We start from the raw sequence: 18,108 nt of genomic DNA on the forward strand, positions 1-18,108 counted from the left end.
CGCGGTAAAGCGCAGTCTCAAAGCCCGTGCTTCGCCCAGATCGCCCGGATCTGCTCATCCGAAGCGAAATCACGCCGCGCCGCCTGGGCGCGCGAGTTCACGAAAGACGCTTCTTCCTCCGGGCTGATCCGGTAGACAGGCTCGTCCTCGCCGGCGAGGCGCAGGAGGACGCCGGCCAGCTCGTCCTGGGTTTCGGAGGGCAGCATGCGCACGCGCGCGATGGCTCGGTCGAGAAGCTCCGTCATGCCGTCATCGTGCGTCAGAATCATTGCCGAGAGAAGTCGTCTTGGCGCAGAAGCTGCCGGCTTTCTGACCAGTCGACCTCAATGGCAGCCGCACGAGCCCGAGCCGCAGCCCCCGGTCTGCTTCACCGGGGCGGTGCGCGCGGTCTCGCGGTCGAGCCCGCGCTCGGCCAGTTCTGTGAGGTAGGTCTGCCACCGGGATTCGTATTCGCGGCCGAGGATGTGGAGGTATTCCCAGCCGTAGATCCCGGTGTCGTGCATGTCGTCGAAGCCGAGCTTGACCGCGTAGTTGCCGATCGGGTCCACGGCCAGGATCGCCACGGCGCGCTTGCCGCCGATCACCTTGCGCTCCAAGGGCGAATGTCCCTGCACCTCGGCCGACGGGCTCGACACCCGCAGGTACTCGGCCGGCAGGGCGAAGCGCGCTCCGTCCTCGAAGGCGACGTTCAGCACCCGCCGGTCGGCCGACAGGCGGATCTCGGTCGGCCACAGATCCTCGTTCACGGGTCACACTCCTCAAGCATTCCGGGGCCGCGGCCCGGGGTCGGCTTGCCCACGACCGTATCGGGCATCATATGCTCAATCATGCTCGATGACATCTCCAGCACGCCGCAGGGGTTTTCGGTCGCGGCGCCCCGCGCGCCGAACCCCGCACCGCTGATCGACCCGTTCCAGCGGGCGATCTCGTACCTGCGCATCTCCGTGACGGATCGCTGCGATTTGCGCTGCGCCTACTGCATGTCGGAGACCATGCAGTTCCTGCCCAAGCGCGACCTGCTGACCCTGGAGGAGCTGGACCGGCTCTGCGGCGTGTTCATCGCCCGGGGCGTGCGCAAGTTGCGGATCACCGGCGGCGAGCCGCTGGTCCGCCGCGACATCATGCACCTGTTCCGCCGCCTGTCGCGCCACCTCGATTCCGGCGCGCTCGAGGAGCTGACGCTCACCACCAACGGCACCCAGCTCACGCGCTACGCCGCCGAGCTGGCGAGCCTCGGGGTGCGCCGGATCAACGTGTCCCTGGATACGCTGGACCCCCAGAAGTTCCGGGCGATCACCCGGCGGGGCGACCTGCCGGTGGTGCTCGACGGCATCGCGGCCGCGCGGGCGGCCGGCATGAAGGTCAAGATCAACGCGGTGGCCCTGCGCGACGTCAACGCCGACGAAATCCCAGATATGATCACCTGGGCCCACGGTCTGGGCATGGACATGACGCTGATCGAAGTCATGCCGCTGGGCGAGATCGAGGCCGACCGCACGGACCAGTTCCTGCCGCTCTCGGTGGCGCGGCAGCGCCTGGAGAGCCGCTTCACCCTGACCCCGCTCTCCGACCGCACCGGCGGCCCGGCGCGCTACGTCCGGGTCGAGGAGACCGGCGGCAAGCTCGGCTTCATCACGCCGCTGACCCACAATTTCTGCGAGAGCTGCAACCGGGTGCGCCTGACCTGCACCGGCCAGCTTTACCTGTGCCTCGGCCAGGAGGATTCCGCGGATCTGCGTGCCGTGCTGCGCGCCTCCCCGGATGATGCCGTGCTGGCGGCGGCGGTGGTCGAGGCGATCACGCGCAAGCCGAAGGGCCACGACTTCGTCATCGAGCGCCAGCGCCCGGCCGCGGTGCCGCGCCACATGAGCGTGACGGGCGGGTAGCGCGCGTCACATCTCCTCGTCGGCGTAGCGCGACTGCGCTCGTCCGCGCTGTCCGGATCCCCTCCGCGGCGCCCCGGCGCTGATTCCCGCCACCAGGTCGGCGATGTGGCGCAGCGTCTCCACCGCCAGAGCCTTGTCGCCCTCGCCGCGGCCCTGGGGGATCAGCGCCTTGGCGAAGCCGAGCTTCTGGGCCTCCTTCAGCCGGGCGCCCGCCTGCGCCACCGGGCGGATCGCCCCGGACAGGCCGATCTCGCCGAAATAGACGGTCTCCGGCGGCAGCACCGCCCCCGACAGGGACGAGACCAGGGCAGCCGCCACCGCGAGGTCGGCGGCCGGTTCGGTGATGCGCAGGCCGCCGGCGACATTCAGGTAAACGTCGTGGGTGCCGAGCCGGATGCCGCCATGGGCCTCCAGCACGGCCAGCACCATGGACAGCCGGTTCGGGTCCCAGCCGACCACGGCCCGGCGGGGCATGCCGAGCGAGGACGGCGCCACCAGCGCCTGGATCTCCACCAGCAGGGGCCGCGTGCCCTCCATCCCGGCGAAGACCGCGGTGCCGGCGGCCTGATGGTCGCGCCCGGCCAGGAACAGGGCCGAGGGGTTGGGCACCTCGGCGAGCCCCGCATCGGTCATCTCGAACACCCCGATCTCGTCGGTGGGGCCGAAGCGGTTCTTCACGGCGCGCAGGATGCGGAAATGGTGGCCCTGGTCGCCCTCGAACGAGGCCACCGCGTCGACCATGTGCTCCACCACCCGGGGGCCGGCGATCTGTCCGTCCTTGGTGACGTGGCCGACCAGGATCACCGCGGTGCCGGTGGTCTTGGCGAAGCGGATCAGCGCCTGGGCCGAGGAGCGCACCTGCGTGACCGTGCCGGGGGCCGATTCGACGGTCTCGGTCCACATGGTCTGGATCGAATCGATGATCGCGAGCGCCGGCGGGCGGCCCTGGCTGAGGGTCTCGATGATGTCCTCGACATTGGTCTCGGCGGCCAGATCCACCGGACGGGAACTCAAGCCCAGCCGCTCGGCCCGCAGGCGCACCTGCCCCACCGCCTCCTCGCCGGAGATGTAGGCGACCCGCTCGCCGGTCCCCGCCATGGCGGCGGAGGCCTGCATCAGCAGGGTGGACTTGCCGATGCCGGGATCGCCGCCGAGCAGGATCACCGAGCCGCGCACGAAGCCGCCGCCGGTGACCCGGTCGAGCTCGCCGATCCCCGAGGGGATGCGCGGCGCCTCCTTGGTCTCGCCGGTCAGGCCCTCGAGCGGAAACACCCGGCCGCGGGCGCGGGACGGCCGGGTCGCGACCGGACCGGACTGGCCCGGCGCCGCGGCGGCCTCCTCGACGATCGTGTTCCAGCCGTTGCAGGCCTCGCAGCGCCCGCGCCAGCGGTTGTAGACCGCCCCGCAGGATTGGCAGACGAAGGTCTGGTGGATCTTGGCCATTCGGGTCCGCGCGCCGCCGGTCCGGCATTCGTAAGGTGGGTTCGGGTCACCCTACATAAGTTCGAACATAACGCGAACCCAGCCCCGTCAGGATCTCGTAGCCGATCGTGCCGGCGGCGCGGCCGACGGTGTCGACATCCAGGCTGTCGCCGATCAGCACCGCGGTGGCGCCGCGCCGGGCGGCGGGGGCCGCGGTGGCGTCGAGGATGATCAGGTCCATGGAGACGAGGCCCAGGATCGGGCAGGGCACGCCACCGACCAACGCCTGGCCGCGCCCGCTGATCGCCCGGGGGAAGCCGTCCGCGTAGCCGAGCGACAGGGTGGCGAGCCGGCTCGGGGCCGGGGCCGTCCAGCGGCCGTTATAGCCGACGCTGGTTCCGGCCTCGACATCCCGCATCTGCGCGATCAGGGCCTCCAGCCGCACCACCGGGCGCATCGGGTTGGCGGATCCGGGCGTCGGGTTGCCGCCGAACAGGGCATAGCCCGGGCGCAGCAGGTCGTACCGGGCGCCGTCAAGGAAGACTCCGGATGAATTGGCGAGCGACGCAAGCAGGCCCGGGTAGGCGGCCCGGACCCGGGCGAAGTCGGCGATCTGCCGAGCGTTGACCGGGTCGGCCGGTTTCTCGGCGCTGACGAAGTGGCTCATCAGCAGGTCGATCCCGCAGGCCGCGATGCACGGGTCGCCCGCGAGCGCCAGCGCCTCCGGCACCGGCAGCCCCAGGCGGTTCATCCCGGTATCGACGTGGAGCGCCGCCGGCAGGCGCCCGCCCGAGACCGCCGCCCACTCCGTCATCTCCTCGCGGCTGCCGAGCACCGGGCGCAGGCCGTGGGCCGCGAAGGTCGCGCCGGCACCGGGCGGCAGCCCGTTCAGGACGTAGAGCGCGGCCTCCGGCAGGGCGGCCCGGGCCGCGATGGCCTCGGACAGGTGGGCGACGAAGAAGGTCCGGCACCCGGCCGCCCACAGGGCCGGCCCGACCCGCGCGACGCCGCAGCCATAGGCGTCGGCCTTCACCACGGCGGCGCAATCCGCGCCCCGGGCGGCCAGCGATCGCCAATTCGCGGCGATCGCCCCGAGATCGATGGTCAGCCGGGCGCCGTGGGCGCCGTCAATCGTTTGGGATTTGGTCATCTACCGGACGCCTACGGTCCAATCGGTCCCGAGCGGACATGCAAGATGCATAATGGATTTCCGAGACGGATGTCTGTCCGCGGTTCATAGCAAAACAGTCGTCTGCAGAAAAGAAATTGTCCGACGTTTGAACGGCGGGAGTCCGCCGGAGTAACGCTCGTTGCATGTCGACGGTTGGCACAGGGCGTCATTCGGCGTGCGATCTGTTGACAGCGCCGGTGCCACGGGGCCGGCAAACGGATGCTCTACTGATAAGCTGCTTGAAAATAGGAATTTATTCAGATAAGGATGCCCTGATTAAGGAGCCTGTACATGCGAAACGACTCGAAAGTCGCCTGTGCGGTCGCTAGCAGACAGATAGAGTTATGCCGTCTTGAAATAAGGAGGGTGCTCATCGAAAAAGAAATTACATCTAAGGAATACAATCCAAATCATCCTCGCATCCCTGCAAGGCATACAGGCGGTGGGCGATAGACAGACGGCGGAACTACCAACTTACCCCCGCGCCCAAAGATCGCAAATGCTCGCAAGGTGCCCCTGTACTCTCTTGTTACATCTCAACAAGACTGAGACAAGCAGTATCGCCGCGACTTGATTGTTGCAAATTTACTGATCTACGCGCATGTTGTGCCCAAGTTATGGTTAGACTTGTTGCATGCGAGCGCGGGCATTCGATTCCGCCCCTAAGCCTCTAAGGACGCTGCCATGATCATCGCAAAAAAAAATCTAGCGGTGCGTTCGCCGTCCGGTGATAACCGAGTGGAGATATCTATTCATGCTCCAGAATTGCAAGATGGAGTTTGGATGTGTTGATATAAAATTGGGTGGCCAAATCAAAACAGGGCGAATTTTGCTGCGGGAGCCGACTCAATTCAGGCCCTTCATCTAGCCTTACAGAAGATAGGTATGGAATTGTATGTCAGTCCCTATCACCTGTCCGGCGACTTAAGGTGGGAAAAAACCGGGGACGGGTATGGCTTCCCGGTGCCCAAGAATGGGCGCGATATGCTCGTCGGTGCAGATAAGTCGTTCGCGGGCTGACGATGGGTGTGTGATTCTCTGCGTTGCGTGGGCGTCGAACGGTCGCGCCCAACGGGGTGACCTGCAAAACGCCGCGGTGCCCCAGTCTGCATTCGGCCACCCTGTTGCCCCGACCCGCTCTGATGCACGGACGGCACAGGCCGCCGGGAGGTCGGTGGCCGAGGGTGACGGCCGAGGTTCGGCTTGGTATACCTCCCTCGCGGTCCTGGGGAGCCGCAGGGCCGCCGCGGCATCCCCACTGGTGCCTAAAGTTCACAGATGCCGTTTACCGTCCTGGATCTCGTCGTGCTCGGCATCGTCGCGGTCTCCGCGCTGCTCGCGGCCGTGCGTGGCGTCACCCGCGAGGTGCTGGCCATCATCGCCTGGGTGGCCGCCGCCGCCGTCGCGTGGTCGTTCTATCCGATGCTGCTTCCGCTCGTGAAGCAGCACGTCAACAGCGATACCGTGGCGCTGGTCGCCTCGATCGCGACGATCTTCCTGGGCACGCTGATCGTCGTCTCGATCATCACCGTGAAGATCTCCGACGTGGTGCTCGATTCGCGCATCGGCGCGGTCGACCGCTCCTTGGGCTTCCTGTTCGGGGCAGGCCGCGGCTTCCTGATCTGCGTGATCGGCTGGGTGTTCCTGTCCTGGCTGGTGCAGGGCAAGGTGCCGGACTGGGCGGCTCAGGCGCGCACGCGTTCGATGCTGGAGAAGTCCGGCGACGCCCTGGTGGCCCAGCTCCCCGAGAATCCAGAGGGCTTCCTGAAGCAGTTCAAGAAGCCGAAGGTCGTCACGCCGCCCAACGAGGCGGCCGACGCCCCCGCCGAGACCGACCCGGCGCCCCAGCGCCGCACTGAGACCGCGCCGAGCCCGACGCGACGCTGACCTGCGGCATTCGCCGTTGGTCGGTCTGCGTGGAGAGCCTAGATAGCGGTTCCGGAGACGATCGGATGATATCCGCGACGACCGGCGCGCCGGCCCGTCGCCGCCGGGACCCGTGAAGTGATCGATCGCACCATGTCCCAATCCGACGCTTATGCCGCCGATTTCGACCTCGACGGCGATACGCTGCGCGAGGAGTGCGGCGTCTTCGGCATCTTCGGGCACCCGGAGGCCTCGGCCATCGTCGCGCTGGGCCTGCACGCCCTGCAGCACCGCGGCCAGGAGGCGGCCGGCATCGTCTCGTTCGACGGGTCGGTGTTCCATTCCGAGCGCCGCCCCGGCCTCGTGGGCGATTCGTTCTCGGACGGCGACACCATCGCCCGGCTGAAAGGTCGCGCCGCCATCGGGCACGTGCGCTACTCGACCACCGGCGGGACGATCCTGCGCAACGTGCAGCCGCTCTTCGCCGAGCTGGCCAGCGGCGGCCTCGCGGTCGCCCACAACGGCAACCTCACCAACGCCCTGTCGATCCGCCGCGACCTCGTGCGCGACGGCGCGATCACCCAGTCGACCTCCGACACCGAGGTGATCCTCCACCTCGCGGCCCGCTCGCGGAAGCCCCGGATCGTCGAGCGCTTCATCGACGCCCTGCAGGCGATCCAGGGCGCCTACGCGATCGTGGCGCTTACCAACAAGAAGCTGATCGGCGCCCGCGACCCGCTGGGCATCCGCCCGCTGGTGCTCGGCGAACTCGACGGCCGCTACATGCTGGCCTCCGAGACCTGCGCCCTCGACATCATCGGCGCCCGCTACGTCCGCGACATCGAGAACGGCGAGGTGGTGGTGATCTCCGAGGAGGGCGTCGAGTCGATCCGCTTCGCCGACGCCGTGCCGATGCGCCCGTGCATCTTCGAGTACATCTACTTCGCGCGGCCTGACTCGGTCGTGAACGGAAAGAGCGTCTACGCGGTGCGCAAGGCCATCGGCCGCGAGCTCGCCCGCGAGGCCGCCGCCCCCGCCGACATCGTGGTGCCGGTGCCGGATTCCGGCGTGCCTGCGGCGCTGGGCTTCGCGCAGGAGACGGGCATCCCGTTCGAGATGGGCATCATCCGCAACCACTATGTCGGGCGGACCTTCATCCAGCCGACGCAGTCGGTGCGCGAGCTCGGCGTGCGGATGAAGCATTCGGCCAACCGCGCCGCGATCGAGGGCAAGAGCATCGTTCTGGTCGATGACAGCCTGGTGCGGGGCACGACCTCGGTGAAGATCGTCCGGATGATGCGCGAGGCTGGCGCCGCCGAGGTGCATTTCCGGATCGCCTCGCCGCCGATCACCTACCCGGACTTCTACGGGATCGACACGCCGGAGCGGGAGAAGTTGCTCGCCGCGACCCACGATCTCGAGGCCATGCGCAAGTATATCGGCGCGGATTCGCTCGCCTTCCTGTCGATCCCCGGCCTGTACCGGGCGATGGGCGAGGAGGAGCGGAACGCCGCCTGCCCGCAATACACCGACCATTGCTTCACGGGCGAATACCCGACCGGCCTGACCGACCTCTCCATCGCCGGCCCGAAGCGCTTCGCGATGCTCGCCGAAGCGGACTGACACGGGGTTCCCAAAGGGCGAGCCCTTTGGCGGGGTCCAGGGGCGGCGCCCCTGGGTCCTTGCAGGGCTCCGCCCTGCACCCGCAAAAGGTCACGGACCTTTTGAAACCGGTCTTTTTTCGATCCACCTGGCGCGGAAATGCGTTAGCTGCTGGCTATGGCTGATCCTCAACGAAAGCTCGAAGGCCGCGTGGCGGTCGTCACCGGGGCGTCCCGCGGCATCGGGCGCGCCGCCGCCCTCGCGCTGGCCGGGGCCGGAGCCCACGTGGTCGCGGTGGCCCGCACGGTCGGCGCCCTCGAGGAGCTGGACGACGCCATCCGGGCGGCCGGGTCCAGCGCCACGCTGGTGCCCTTCGACCTCGCCGATTACGACGCGATCGACCGGCTGGGCGCGGCGATCAACGATCGCTGGAAGCGCCTCGACATCCTGGTCGGCAATGCCGGCATCCTCGGCGCCCTCATGCCGATCGGCCACATCACCCCGAAGGTCTGGGACCAGGTGATGCAGGTCAACGTCACCGCCAACTGGCGCCTGATCCGCTCGCTGGACCCGCTGCTGCGCATGTCCGATGCCGGCCGGGCGATCTTCGTCTCGTCGGGCGCGGCCTCGAAATGCCGGGCCTATTGGGGGCCGTATTCGGTCTCGAAGGCGGCCCTCGAAGCGCTGGTGCGGACCTACGCGGCCGAGAACGAGACCACCGCCATCCGGGCGATGCTGCTCAACCCCGGCCCGCTGCGCACCGGCATGCGCCGCTCGGCCATGCCGGGCGAGGATCCCGAGACCCTCAAGACCCCCGAGGATCTCGCCCCTCATTTCGTGCGGCTCGCCGCACCGGACTGGACCGAGACCGGCAAGCTCTACGATTTTCCCACCGACCGGGTGATGCAGTTCCGCGCGCCCGAGTAGAGGGGTCCGGGGCCTGCGGCCCCGGCGGGTTGCGGGCGGAGCCCGCAGGGTTTGGGATTTACGATGATCGACGTCCGCTGCATCTGTGCGATCGGCCAACGCGGCCAGCTCGGCCTCAACGGCCACCTGCCCTGGGAGGGCAACACCGATCCGCTGTTCGTGGAGGACGTGACGCGCTTCTTCGCGCTCACCATGGGCCACGTGCTGATCGCCGGCCCGAAGACCGTGGCCTCGGTGCCGGATTTCGCCTTCAAGGACCGCACCATCGACGTGATCCGCAGCCACGAGGATCCGGAGCAGGTGCTCAAGCGCTACTCCGGCCGGCGGATCTTCGTCGGCGGCGGCATCGCGGTGTGGAACGTCTACGCCCGGTACATCCAGAACTGGGACATCACGCGCCTGCCCTACGACGGCGAGGCCGACCGCTGGTTCGATCCGGCCTGGCTGGTGGGTGGGGCGCTGCGGCCCTGAGGAGCGGCATCTTCGGGCAGCCCGGCGCGTTAGCGTGCGAGTTGCGTGTCCGGAGACGCAGATGAGCGCCCACAGCTACCGCTTTGGCATCGAGGAAGAGTATTTCCTCGCCGATGCCGAGACCCGCGGCACGCCCCGGGGCGACCTGGCCGGCTTCCATGCCCGGGTGCAGGCGGAGCTGCCCGAGACGGGGCGGGAACTCGTCGCCGCGCAGGTCGAGGTCTGCACGCCGCCGCTGGACGACGCGCAGGCTGCGCGAGAAAACCTCGGCGGCCAGCGGGCGCAGCTCGCCGGCATCGCGGCCGAGAACGGCTTGAGCCTGCTCGCCTGCGGCACCCATCCGCTCGCGCGCTGGTCCCGGCAGACCGCCACGGACGGCGCGCGCTACAAGGGCATCCTCTCGGATGTCGGCATCGCGGCGCGGCGGGCGCTGATCTGCGGCATGCACGTCCATGTCGAAGTGCCGGACCCGGACGCCCGCGTCGATCTGATGAACCGGCTGCTGCCGTTCCAGCCGCTGCTGCTGGCGCTCTCGGCCTCCTCGCCGTTCTGGCAGGGCGAAGCGACTGGGCTGATGGCCTACCGGCTCAGCGTGTTCGGCGAGCTGCCCCGCACCGGCCTGCCCGAGATCTTCTCGGATTCGGCCGCGCATGCCCGGTTCGTGGAGATCATGACCCGCTCCGGCGCCATCGCGGATGCGAGCTTCCTGTGGTGGTCGCTGCGGCCCTCCATCAAGTTCCCGACCCTGGAGCTGCGCATCGCCGACGCCTGCACCCGGCTCGATGATTCGTTCTGCATCGCCGCCCTGTATCGCTGCCTGGTGCGCCTGTGCGTGCGCCGGCCGGAGCTGAATGCCGGCCTCGACGGCGTCTCGCGGGCCCTGGCCTCCGAGAACCTGTGGCGCGCCCAGCACAGCGGCGTGCGCGCGACGCTGATCGACGAGGAACGCAGCGAGGCGGTGCCGTTCGCCGAGGCGCTGGAGGCGGTCCTCGCCCTGGTGGCGGAGGATGCGGACGCGCTCGGCTGCACGGCGGACGTCGCCCGCGCCCGGGCGATCGTCGCGGACGGCACCAGCGCCGACGGGCAGGTTCGGGCCTTCGAGGCGGCTTTAGCTGCGGACAAGGACGAGCGCGCCGCGCTGTCGGCCGCCGTGGACTGGATCGCCGAGGCGTCGCGCTGACGGGTCGCCTCAGCCCTTGTCGAACGGGTTCTGCGAGGTCCGCAAGCTCAGCCGGATCGGCGTGCCCGGCAGCTCGAACGCCTCGCGCAGGGCGTTCACGAGGTAGCGAGTGTAGGATTTCGGCAGGGCGTTGAGCTGGTTGCCGAACAGCGCGAAATGCGGCGGCCGGCTCTTCACCTGGGTGGCGTAGCGGATCTTGATCCGCCGGCCCGATACCGCCGGGGGCGGGTTGCGCGAGGTCGCCTCGTTCAGCCAGTCGTTGATGCGCGAGGTCGAGATCCGCTTGTCCCAGACCTCCGAGGCCTGCACCACCGCCTGCATCAGCTTGTCGAGGCCGTCGCCGGCAAGCCCCGAGAGCGGCACCACTGCGACGCCGCGCACCTGCGGCAGCAGGCGGGTGCAATCCTCGCGCAGCTGCTTGAGCAGGCCCGGCTGGTCGGCCACGAGGTCCCACTTATTCAGGCCGATCACCACGGCCCGGCCCTCGCTCTCGACAAGGTCGATGATGGTCAGGTCCTGCTTCTCGAACGGGATCGTTGCGTCGAGCAGCACGACCACCACCTCGGCGAAGCGCACGGCGCGCAACCCGTCCGAGACCGCGAGCTTTTCCAATTTGTCGTCGATCCGGGCGCGGCGGCGCATCCCGGCCGTGTCGTGCAGCTTGATTTTCCGCCCGCGCCATTCCCAGTCCAAGGAAATCGAATCGCGGGTGATGCCGGCTTCGGGGCCGACCAGCAGCCGGTCCTCGCCAAGCATGCGATTGATCAGCGTGGACTTGCCGGCATTCGGGCGGCCCACGATAGCGACCTTCAGGGAGCGGCCGCCGGGGGCGTCCTCATCCTCGTCGTCCTCGTCGTGCTTGGGCAGGACCCCCTTGAGCGTCTCGTGCAGCTCGCCCAGGCCCTCGCCATGCTCGGCCGAGAACGGAATCGGGTCGCCGAGACCGAGGGTGAAGGCCTCGTAGGCCCCGGCCAGCCCGGTGCCGCCCTCGGCCTTGTTGGCGATCAGGATGACCGGGCAGCCGGCCCGACGCACCAGCTCGGCGAAGGGCTGGTCGGCCGGCAGCACGCCGGCGCGGGCGTCGATCACGAACAGCACCACGTCGGCGGCGAGGATCGCCGCCTCGGTCTGCATCCGCATCCGGCCGGTCAGGGTGGCGGCGTCCGATTCCTCAAGCCCGGCGGTGTCGATCACCCGGAAGTGGAGTCCGCCGAACGCGACATCGCCCTCGCGCCGGTCGCGGGTCACGCCCGGCCGGTCGTCCACGAGCGCGAGCTTCTTGCCCACGAGGCGGTTGAACAGGGTCGACTTGCCGACGTTCGGCCTCCCGACGATCGCGACGGTCGGCATATCCATGGTCTGTCTCGAAATGGTCGACGAAAAAAAATCAGCGCGTGATCGGCGGGGGCGGGGCGGCGACCTCGGGCTTGGCCTCGGTCACGGTGACCGGGCCGCCCGCTACGAGCGCCGCGTAGACCTCGATCCGCTCACGCAGATTCCGGGGTGTCTCGGGATCGGCCGAGAGCTGGTCGAACCAGCGGCCGGCCTCCTCGAAATCGCCCTTCTTCAGGGCGGCGAGACCGAGCATTTCGCGGGCGGTGTGGCGGAACGGCGTGCCGGCCGCGAGCCCCTGGAGGTTGGCCAGAGCCGGGTCCGGGTTCGGGCTGTCGAGGCGCAGCAGCGCCGCGCGCAGCCGCGCGAGGTCGCGCAGGCCGTCGCCGAGGCCGCTGTCACCGGCCAGCGTATCGAAGTCCTTCGCGCCCGCCTCCGGGTCGCGCTTGGCGGTTTCCGCGGCCGAGCGGAACCGGGCGAGCAGGCGGTAGCCGGCCGGGCCCTGCTGCTCCAGCGCGTCGAAGACCGTGTCGGCTTCCGCGACCTTGCCGTCCCGGGCGAGGCGGTTGGCCTCGTCGAACTGCACCGAGGCGGTCTCGGCGGCCACGCGCTGCTGATTCTGCCAGTAGCGCCAGCCGGCCACGCCCACCACCAGGAGCACGGCGAGCGCGATGATCACGCCGCTGTAGCGCTTCCAGATCTGGAGGATCCGGTCGCGGCGATAATCCTCGTCGACCTCGCGGATGAACTCGTTGTTCTCGGCCATCATTTCCCGGCCGGCGCTTGTCCGCCGGCCACCTTGCACAACACTCGAACCCCGCGCCTAACACACGGGCGCCGGGTTGGCGACAGCGGGTGTGGTCGGCGATGCCCTCAGGCCGTGCCGGGCCAGACCGAGACGCCGATCAGCGGGTAGTGCAGGTAGCGGGAGAACACGAACCACGCCGCCGTCCCGATCACCACGGCCAGGATGTCGTTGCGCCAGCCATGCGGGGCCGCGACGGTGCCGCCGTGCTGGGCGACGACCGCCCCCGGGGCGAGCGCCCGACGCTTGGCGCTGATCCGCGCCGCCACCGCCCAGGCCAGGAAGCCGCCGAACAGCAGGATCGAGCCGAGATCGCCGTTGGCGAGCAGGTGCGCGGTCGCCCAGATCTTCACCGCGAGCAGCATCGGGTGCTTGGCCTTCGCCCGGATGTGGCCGGGCAGGTAGGCGGCGGCGAGGCACACGAAGGCGAGCCAGACGAGCGTCAGGGCGAGGTGGCGCGTCCAGACCGGCGGATCCCAGACCGCGATGTAGCCACTGAGTCGGTAATCGTGAAAGCCGACCCCGATCAGCACCAGCCCGAGCAGCGACAGGGCGGTGTAGCCGAGCTTGTACCGGCCCTCGCCGACCCGTCCGACGATCGCGGCCCGCTGGGAGCGCACCATGGAGAAGGCATGCGTGCCGAGGAACAGCACGAGCCCGAGGATCAGGAGAAGCATGAAGGACTTTCGGGCGACAGCCGGTCGGCAAGTACTCTGTAACCGTTCTCAAGCGAATCTGGCGTGCTTTGTCCAGGCGTGGCCGGGACGCACCCGGATTTCGTCCATGGGCTCGGCGTACAGGATGGCTGGAGCGGGGGGCGGTGCGGCGCCGCGTCTTCCACTTCCCGCAGAGGCGGGAGGGAAGGGGTCGCGCGTCGGACGTGCGGCCGTGATGCTGGCGCTCGCCCTCCTTCACCCCCGGCCGGCCCTGGCCGCCGCCGAGCCGCCCCCTGTCCGCCCTGACCCTGGTCGGGCCGCCCGCCGTGGTGTTCAAGGCCGGCCGCGATACCTGCGACGGCGCCGACGTCCCGGACGCGCCGGCCCGGGCGTTCCGCGACGCCGCCGGGGCGGTGGCGGTGTTCGGGATGCATTACCGCAACCGCGCCCTGCGCGGGCCGGACCTCGACCACCTCAAGCTCGACTGCACCGTCGTGCTCGACTCGGGCGAGAAGGCCGACCCGGCGGCCTATGACGACAGGTCCTGGATCACCGCCACCTGGACCGAGGACGGCAGCCGCGTCGCCGCGCTGCTGCACCACGAGTACCAGGCCAACGAGCATCCCGGCCGCTGCCCGGCGGGGTCCTACATGGCGTGCTGGTACAACACGATCACGGCCGGCGCCTCGACGGATGGCGGGCGCAGCATCCTGCGGCGGAGCCCGCCCGCCGTGGTGGCCGGCGCGCCGTTCCGGCAGGAGGTCGACCAGGGCCGGCACCGGGGCTTCTTCAACCCGTCGAACATCGTGGCGGACGGGCGCTGGCGCTACTTCCTGGCCTCGACCACGGGCTGGGACCGGCCCGGCAGCGACCAGGCGGCCGGCGTCTGCCTGTTCCGCAGCGACGATCCGGCCGATCCGACCCGGTGGCGCGCCTGGACCGGCGCCGGCTTCACCGCCGCCTTCCCGGACCCGTACCGCGCCTCCGTCACGCCGCCGGCCACCTGCCGGCCCGTTGGGCCGTTCCCGGGGCCGGTCGGCGCGGTGGTCCGGCACCGGGCCACGGGGGCCTGGATCGCGGTGTTCATGGCCAAGGCCGGCGGCACCTTCGCACGTTCCGGCTTCTACTGGACGACCTCGCGCGACCTGCTCGCCTGGGACGCGCCGCGCCTGCTCCTCGAAGGCGCGACCCTGTACGACGATCCCTGCACGGCGACCGCGCCGCTGATCGCCTACCCGTCGCTCCTCGATCCGGGGTCGCGGGGGCGCAACTTCGACGATGTCGGCGACGGGGCGCTGCTGACCTACGCGACCCTGCGCGTCGCGGGCTGTACGATCACCTCCGACCGGGACCTGCTGCGCCGCCCGGTGGCGATCCGGGTCTGGCCGTGAGGGGCGCGGCCTCGTCGGGAAAGCCCCGGGCGATCGTGCGAGACGATGCTGCCACCTGAAGGCCAAGCGCGAATCGCGCCGGGCCCGGCCCGCTACCACGAGGATCTCATGGACGCCGAAACCCGGGAGCCGTCGACGATCCTGGAGGCTCCGGCGCTGCGCGCGCAGTTCGGCGCGGTCGGACCGCTGGCCGCCGGCAAGGTGCTCGACCACCTCGACGATTACGCACGCCGGTTCATCGCCCTCGCGCCGTTCCTGGTGCTGGCGAGCGCGGACGCGGCCGGCCAGGCCGACGCGAGCCCCCGGGGCGACGCGCCGGGCTTCGTGGCCGTTCCCGATGCCCGAACCCTGGTGATCCCGGATCGACGCGGCAACAACCGGATCGACAGCTTCCGCAACGTCATCGAGAACCCCGGCGTCGGGGAGATCTTCTTCGTGCCGGGCATCGACGAGACCCTTCGGGTGAACGGCACCGCCGCGGTGACGCAGGACCACGCCCTGCTCGAGCCGCTGGCCGCCCAAGGCACGGTGCCGACAATCGGGCTGATCGTGCGGGTGCGCGAGGCGTTCTTCCATTGCGGCAAGGCGCTGATGCGCGCGCAGCTCTGGGATCCGGCGCGCCACGTCGCCCGCGATACCTTTCCAAGCCTCGGGCGCATCCTGGCCGAGCAGACCGCGGCCTCGGGGGTCGCGGACGCCGAGGGGCAGATCGCGGATTCCTACCGCACGCGGCTCTACTGACGGGGGCGCCTCGTCTCGGGGGCGCCGCACGCGCTCCGGCCTTGCCGTGCTCCGGAGGGAGGGCGATACCTCAGTGCCTGCCGCCAGAGGATCCCGGATGCCCGAGGAGATGACGCACTGCCCGGCCGGAGCCGGAGCTGCCCGGTCCCGCGACCCGGCCGCGCCCGGGGCAGGGGCCGTTGGAGCGGGAGCCGTTGGAGCGGGAGCCGTTGGAGCCGGGGCCGTTGGAGCCGGGGCCGTTGGAGCCGGGGCCGTTGGAGCCTTCGCGGTGGGGGCTTTGGCGTTCGGGGCTGTGGCGCTCGGCGCGTTCGCGATCGGCCGCCTGTCGGTCGGCCGTGCCCGGGTCGGGGCCCTGGAGGTGGGATCCTTGAAAGTGGAATCGTTGACGGTGCGATCCCTGGAGATCGATACGCTGACGGTTCGGACGCTGCGCCTCCCCGACGCGGAGCGCTGACGCATCATCCTCCGGGTGATCGCCCGCGCCCGAGGCTGGCCCGCGGGCTCCCGATCGCGTAGCGTTTCATCCGTCATATCGGACATGCCCGCGAGGTCAGGCCGCGATGAACGACAGGACCAAGCCCTTCCGACCTGGCGACGCCATCGACGTCCTCGGCGAGATGGAGGGCGATTTCGTCCTGCCGCTCTGCCTGCCGAAGCCCAGCCTGCTCGTGGGCGAGGACCTCGCCATGGTCGTCCTCGATACGATCCTCGGTCAGCGGGTCGGGCTTCCCCTCAGCCTGCAGGGCGCGGCCGACCTGTACGCGGTGCTGGGCGAGGCCCTGCGGCTGCTGCAGACGCCGGACGGCGGCTCGATCCAGTAATTGGAACGCCGCCGCCCGCGGTCACGCCTCGGGCTCGGCATCCGGCGCGGCGCCGTCCGAGCGCTCGCCCCGGGCCACCTCGCGCAGGGCCGAATCCGGCAACGGGCGCTGCAGCTTGAGCGCCTCGGCGGTGGGAGCCTCCAGCCAGGCCGCCCATTCCTCCGGCTCGGTGAGGACGACCGGCATCGCTTTCGGGTGGACCGGGCCGACGACCCCGTTCGCCTCCGTGGTCAGGAAGGAGAACAGGCGGTGCTCCTCGGGGACGCGGTCCGGGTTCTCCCGCTTGGTCCCGCGGACGCCGGTCCAGGACCGCCAGATCCCCGCGAAGGCGAACAGCGGACGGTCCTCGTCGCGGGCGAACCAGACCGGGATCTTGCGCGGCTTCGTGTCGGCGTACTCGCTGAAGGCGTTGGCCGGCACCAGGCAGCGATGCGCCGGGCCCAGCCAGGGCCGCCAGTGCGGGCTCGCGGCGTTGCGGACGTTGGTGACGGGATGCTCGCCGAAGGCCTTGGGGCCGGGAATGCCCCAGCGCATCAGGGCGAGTTCCCGGCCCTCCGCGCCGTTCCAGACCACCGGGGCCATCTGGTCGGGGAAGATCGCGGGCAGCGGCGGCAGGTTGCCGGTGCGGTCGCTGGTGGTTTCGAAGGCGCGGCGCAACCCGGCGGGGCCGGTGCGCAGGCTGTAGAGGTTGCACATGAGGGCTGGCTGGGGGCTCTGGGAGATCTCGGCCGGTTCGGGCGGCGGTGAAATGATCGGCGCAGCTTCGTGACGGACCCTGTCGCCAGCTGGGTGTAAGCAAATACTGGAACCGGACCACGTGAGCGAAAACTGATATGGATCAGGATCGTTCGCGGAGCGATTGTTCGGCGGCACATTGCGCAGCCGGAACCGCGGGCCCATTCCGCAGGACGTACCATGCCGCAGCTGCCGGATCTGCCGCCAGATGCGCCCACGCAGACCAGGCGCGTGGTCGGACGGACACCCCTGTAGGCGGCACAGGCGGGTCTCTGGCGCTACGCGGGCTATCGCCGGCGGTATTCCCGTCGGGCCGCCCGCATCCTGGGCCTTCCCGCCGTGGGGCGTGCCGCAGGTCTGCCGCTCGCGCAGGCCGCCGCGTTCGTGCATCCGGAGGATCGCACGGCCTTCATCGAGCCGATCCAGGGGCTTCACCGGGCGGACGGCCCCGTGCGCACGATGTTCCGGACGACGCCGGTCGGCGGTGCGTGCCGGATCATCCTGGTGCAAGGGCGGTTCAAGCGACGATGGCCGCCCGTCGGGCCCTGCAGACGGCGCCTCCGCTATCGACGACGCTGATTCTGGCCTTGGATTCACGCCTGATGGCGCGGGGCGGGAGGTCGCGACCAAGCTGTCGGGCCGCACGACCGCCTAGACTGCCGTCCCGAACGGCGGCTGCCGGCTTGCGGGGCAGGACGACCTTGATCGGCTTGCCGCGTCGGTCGAGGATCGGATTGTAGGTCGCCTGCAGCCAGATCTCGCGACCGTCCTTGCCCATGCGCTTGAACTCGCCAGCCTGGAACTCGCCGCGCCTGAGCGCCGCCCAGAACGCGCGGTAGGCCTCGGTCTCCCGGAAGGCCGGGGCGACCAGCATCGCGTGGGACTGGCCGCGAACTTCGTCGAGCCGGTAGCCAACCGCGTCGAGGAAGTTCGTGTTGGCCGCCAGGATCGTGCCGTCGAGCGCGAACTCGATGACGGCCTGAGACCGGTCCAAGGCCTCTACTTTCGAGCGGAGATCCTTATCGAACAGTACGGCCCTTGCACGCATCGTCCCTGTTACGAGATCTCGACGGCTGTGATACGATTCGGAAAATTCCGAACA

At 69.8% G+C, this 18,108-nt stretch carries 17 protein-coding genes and 2 pseudogenes; 10 read left to right on the top strand and 9 right to left on the bottom strand.

Annotation, left to right across the window (positions count from 1 at the left end):
• Positions 1-17: 17 nt before the first annotated feature.
• Together FVA80_RS26290 and FVA80_RS26295 are read right to left on the bottom strand one after the other, a co-directional pair.
• A complete protein-coding gene (locus tag FVA80_RS26290) occupies positions 18-245 on the bottom strand; it encodes a hypothetical protein (protein ID WP_147909605.1) in 228 nt (75 codons plus the stop codon).
• 78 nt (positions 246-323) lie between these two features.
• Positions 324-746, bottom strand: coding sequence for a DUF971 domain-containing protein (locus tag FVA80_RS26295; RefSeq protein WP_147909604.1), 423 nt, complete (start codon positions 744-746; stop codon positions 324-326).
• Positions 747-827: 81 nt separating this feature from the next.
• Between FVA80_RS26295 and moaA the strand changes: the two genes are divergently transcribed.
• The gene (moaA, locus tag FVA80_RS26300; protein ID WP_246692152.1) at positions 828-1,886 is read left to right on the top strand and encodes a GTP 3',8-cyclase MoaA; all 1,059 of its coding nucleotides are present in this window, start codon (positions 828-830) and stop codon (positions 1,884-1,886) included.
• A 6-nt stretch (positions 1,887-1,892) separates the two neighbouring features.
• On the opposite strand, the gene radA is transcribed toward moaA, so the two are convergent.
• Positions 1,893-3,329, bottom strand: a complete 1,437-nt coding sequence (radA, locus tag FVA80_RS26305) for a DNA repair protein RadA (RefSeq protein WP_147909603.1) — start codon at positions 3,327-3,329, stop codon at positions 1,893-1,895.
• A 46-nt stretch (positions 3,330-3,375) separates the two neighbouring features.
• Entirely contained in the window at positions 3,376-4,458 is a 1,083-nt protein-coding gene (gene alr / locus FVA80_RS26310) for an alanine racemase (protein WP_147909602.1), read from the bottom strand.
• Positions 4,459-5,757: 1,299 nt separating this feature from the next.
• On the opposite strand from alr, the gene FVA80_RS26315 reads away from it, so the two are divergent.
• The 5 genes from FVA80_RS26315 to FVA80_RS26335 all read left to right on the top strand — a co-directional run bounded on the left by FVA80_RS26315 (position 5,758) and on the right by FVA80_RS26335 (position 10,525).
• The gene (locus tag FVA80_RS26315) at positions 5,758-6,366 is read left to right on the top strand and encodes a CvpA family protein (RefSeq protein WP_147909601.1); all 609 of its coding nucleotides are present in this window, start codon (positions 5,758-5,760) and stop codon (positions 6,364-6,366) included.
• 132 nt (positions 6,367-6,498) lie between these two features.
• Positions 6,499-7,968, top strand: a complete 1,470-nt coding sequence (gene purF / locus FVA80_RS26320; RefSeq protein WP_147909600.1) for an amidophosphoribosyltransferase — start codon at positions 6,499-6,501, stop codon at positions 7,966-7,968.
• Between the two features lie 156 nt (positions 7,969-8,124).
• A complete protein-coding gene (locus FVA80_RS26325; RefSeq protein WP_147909599.1) occupies positions 8,125-8,874 on the top strand; it encodes an SDR family NAD(P)-dependent oxidoreductase in 750 nt (249 codons plus the stop codon).
• Between the two features lie 63 nt (positions 8,875-8,937).
• Positions 8,938-9,345, top strand: a complete 408-nt coding sequence (locus tag FVA80_RS26330; protein ID WP_147909598.1) for a dihydrofolate reductase — start codon at positions 8,938-8,940, stop codon at positions 9,343-9,345.
• A 61-nt stretch (positions 9,346-9,406) separates the two neighbouring features.
• Complete coding sequence (locus FVA80_RS26335; RefSeq protein WP_147909597.1) at positions 9,407-10,525, top strand: carboxylate-amine ligase; 1,119 nt, start codon at positions 9,407-9,409, stop codon at positions 10,523-10,525.
• Positions 10,526-10,534: 9 nt separating this feature from the next.
• On the opposite strand, the gene der is transcribed toward FVA80_RS26335, so the two are convergent.
• The 3 genes from der to FVA80_RS26350 all read right to left on the bottom strand — a co-directional run bounded on the left by der (position 10,535) and on the right by FVA80_RS26350 (position 13,339).
• Positions 10,535-11,881, bottom strand: a complete 1,347-nt coding sequence (gene der, locus FVA80_RS26340; protein WP_147909596.1) for a ribosome biogenesis GTPase Der — start codon at positions 11,879-11,881, stop codon at positions 10,535-10,537.
• Positions 11,882-11,912: 31 nt separating this feature from the next.
• Entirely contained in the window at positions 11,913-12,623 is a 711-nt protein-coding gene (locus FVA80_RS26345; RefSeq protein ID WP_147909595.1) for a tetratricopeptide repeat protein, read from the bottom strand.
• A gap of 107 nt (positions 12,624-12,730) precedes the next feature.
• Positions 12,731-13,339 carry an NnrU family protein gene (locus FVA80_RS26350; RefSeq protein ID WP_147909594.1) on the bottom strand — a complete coding sequence of 203 codons (609 nt, stop codon included), beginning with the start codon at positions 13,337-13,339 and terminating at the stop codon, positions 12,731-12,733.
• Between the two features lie 214 nt (positions 13,340-13,553).
• Between FVA80_RS26350 and FVA80_RS26355 the strand changes: the two are divergent.
• From FVA80_RS26355 to FVA80_RS26370, 4 genes and pseudogenes are all read left to right on the top strand, one after another.
• A pseudogene (locus FVA80_RS26355) lies at positions 13,554-14,709 on the top strand (hypothetical protein).
• Positions 14,710-14,817: 108 nt separating this feature from the next.
• Entirely contained in the window at positions 14,818-15,450 is a 633-nt protein-coding gene (locus tag FVA80_RS26360) for a pyridoxamine 5'-phosphate oxidase family protein (protein ID WP_147909657.1), read from the top strand.
• A gap of 268 nt (positions 15,451-15,718) precedes the next feature.
• The gene (locus FVA80_RS26365; protein WP_147909658.1) at positions 15,719-15,904 is read left to right on the top strand and encodes a hypothetical protein; all 186 of its coding nucleotides are present in this window, start codon (positions 15,719-15,721) and stop codon (positions 15,902-15,904) included.
• 106 nt (positions 15,905-16,010) lie between these two features.
• Positions 16,011-16,271 carry a hypothetical protein gene (locus tag FVA80_RS26370; protein WP_147909659.1) on the top strand — a complete coding sequence of 87 codons (261 nt, stop codon included), beginning with the start codon at positions 16,011-16,013 and terminating at the stop codon, positions 16,269-16,271.
• A 21-nt stretch (positions 16,272-16,292) separates the two neighbouring features.
• On the opposite strand, the gene FVA80_RS26375 is transcribed toward FVA80_RS26370, so the two are convergent.
• Complete coding sequence (locus FVA80_RS26375) at positions 16,293-16,967, bottom strand: SOS response-associated peptidase (protein ID WP_147909660.1); 675 nt, start codon at positions 16,965-16,967, stop codon at positions 16,293-16,295.
• Between the two features lie 733 nt (positions 16,968-17,700).
• Positions 17,701-18,054: pseudogene (locus FVA80_RS26380) on the bottom strand (PAS domain-containing protein); the annotation flags it as partial.
• Between the last annotated feature and the right edge of the window lie 54 nt (positions 18,055-18,108).

The sequence above is a fragment of the Methylobacterium sp. WL1 genome (assembly GCF_008000895.1).
Lineage (GTDB): Bacteria > Pseudomonadota > Alphaproteobacteria > Rhizobiales > Beijerinckiaceae > Methylobacterium.

Bases quoted from the DNA above. Each gene is read 5' to 3' on its own strand.
- FVA80_RS26345 (WP_147909595.1), bottom strand. From the start codon at position 12,623: ATGGCCGAGAACAACGAGTTCATCCGCGAGGTCGACGAGGATTATCGC.
- alr (WP_147909602.1), bottom strand. From the start codon at position 4,458: ATGACCAAATCCCAAACGATTGACGGCGCCCACGGCGCCCGGCTGACC.
- FVA80_RS26290 (WP_147909605.1), bottom strand. From the start codon at position 245: ATGACGGAGCTTCTCGACCGAGCCATCGCGCGCGTGCGCATGCTGCCC.
- FVA80_RS26370 (WP_147909659.1), top strand. From the start codon at position 16,011: ATGAACGACAGGACCAAGCCCTTCCGACCTGGCGACGCCATCGACGTC.
- radA (WP_147909603.1), bottom strand. From the start codon at position 3,329: ATGGCCAAGATCCACCAGACCTTCGTCTGCCAATCCTGCGGGGCGGTC.
- FVA80_RS26315 (WP_147909601.1), top strand. From the start codon at position 5,758: ATGCCGTTTACCGTCCTGGATCTCGTCGTGCTCGGCATCGTCGCGGTC.
- FVA80_RS26360 (WP_147909657.1), top strand. From the start codon at position 14,818: ATGGACGCCGAAACCCGGGAGCCGTCGACGATCCTGGAGGCTCCGGCG.
- FVA80_RS26335 (WP_147909597.1), top strand. From the start codon at position 9,407: ATGAGCGCCCACAGCTACCGCTTTGGCATCGAGGAAGAGTATTTCCTC.
- FVA80_RS26375 (WP_147909660.1), bottom strand. From the start codon at position 16,967: ATGTGCAACCTCTACAGCCTGCGCACCGGCCCCGCCGGGTTGCGCCGC.
- FVA80_RS26325 (WP_147909599.1), top strand. From the start codon at position 8,125: ATGGCTGATCCTCAACGAAAGCTCGAAGGCCGCGTGGCGGTCGTCACC.
- purF (WP_147909600.1), top strand. From the start codon at position 6,499: ATGTCCCAATCCGACGCTTATGCCGCCGATTTCGACCTCGACGGCGAT.
- FVA80_RS26330 (WP_147909598.1), top strand. From the start codon at position 8,938: ATGATCGACGTCCGCTGCATCTGTGCGATCGGCCAACGCGGCCAGCTC.
- moaA (WP_246692152.1), top strand. From the start codon at position 828: ATGCTCGATGACATCTCCAGCACGCCGCAGGGGTTTTCGGTCGCGGCG.
- FVA80_RS26350 (WP_147909594.1), bottom strand. From the start codon at position 13,339: ATGCTTCTCCTGATCCTCGGGCTCGTGCTGTTCCTCGGCACGCATGCC.
- der (WP_147909596.1), bottom strand. From the start codon at position 11,881: ATGGATATGCCGACCGTCGCGATCGTCGGGAGGCCGAACGTCGGCAAG.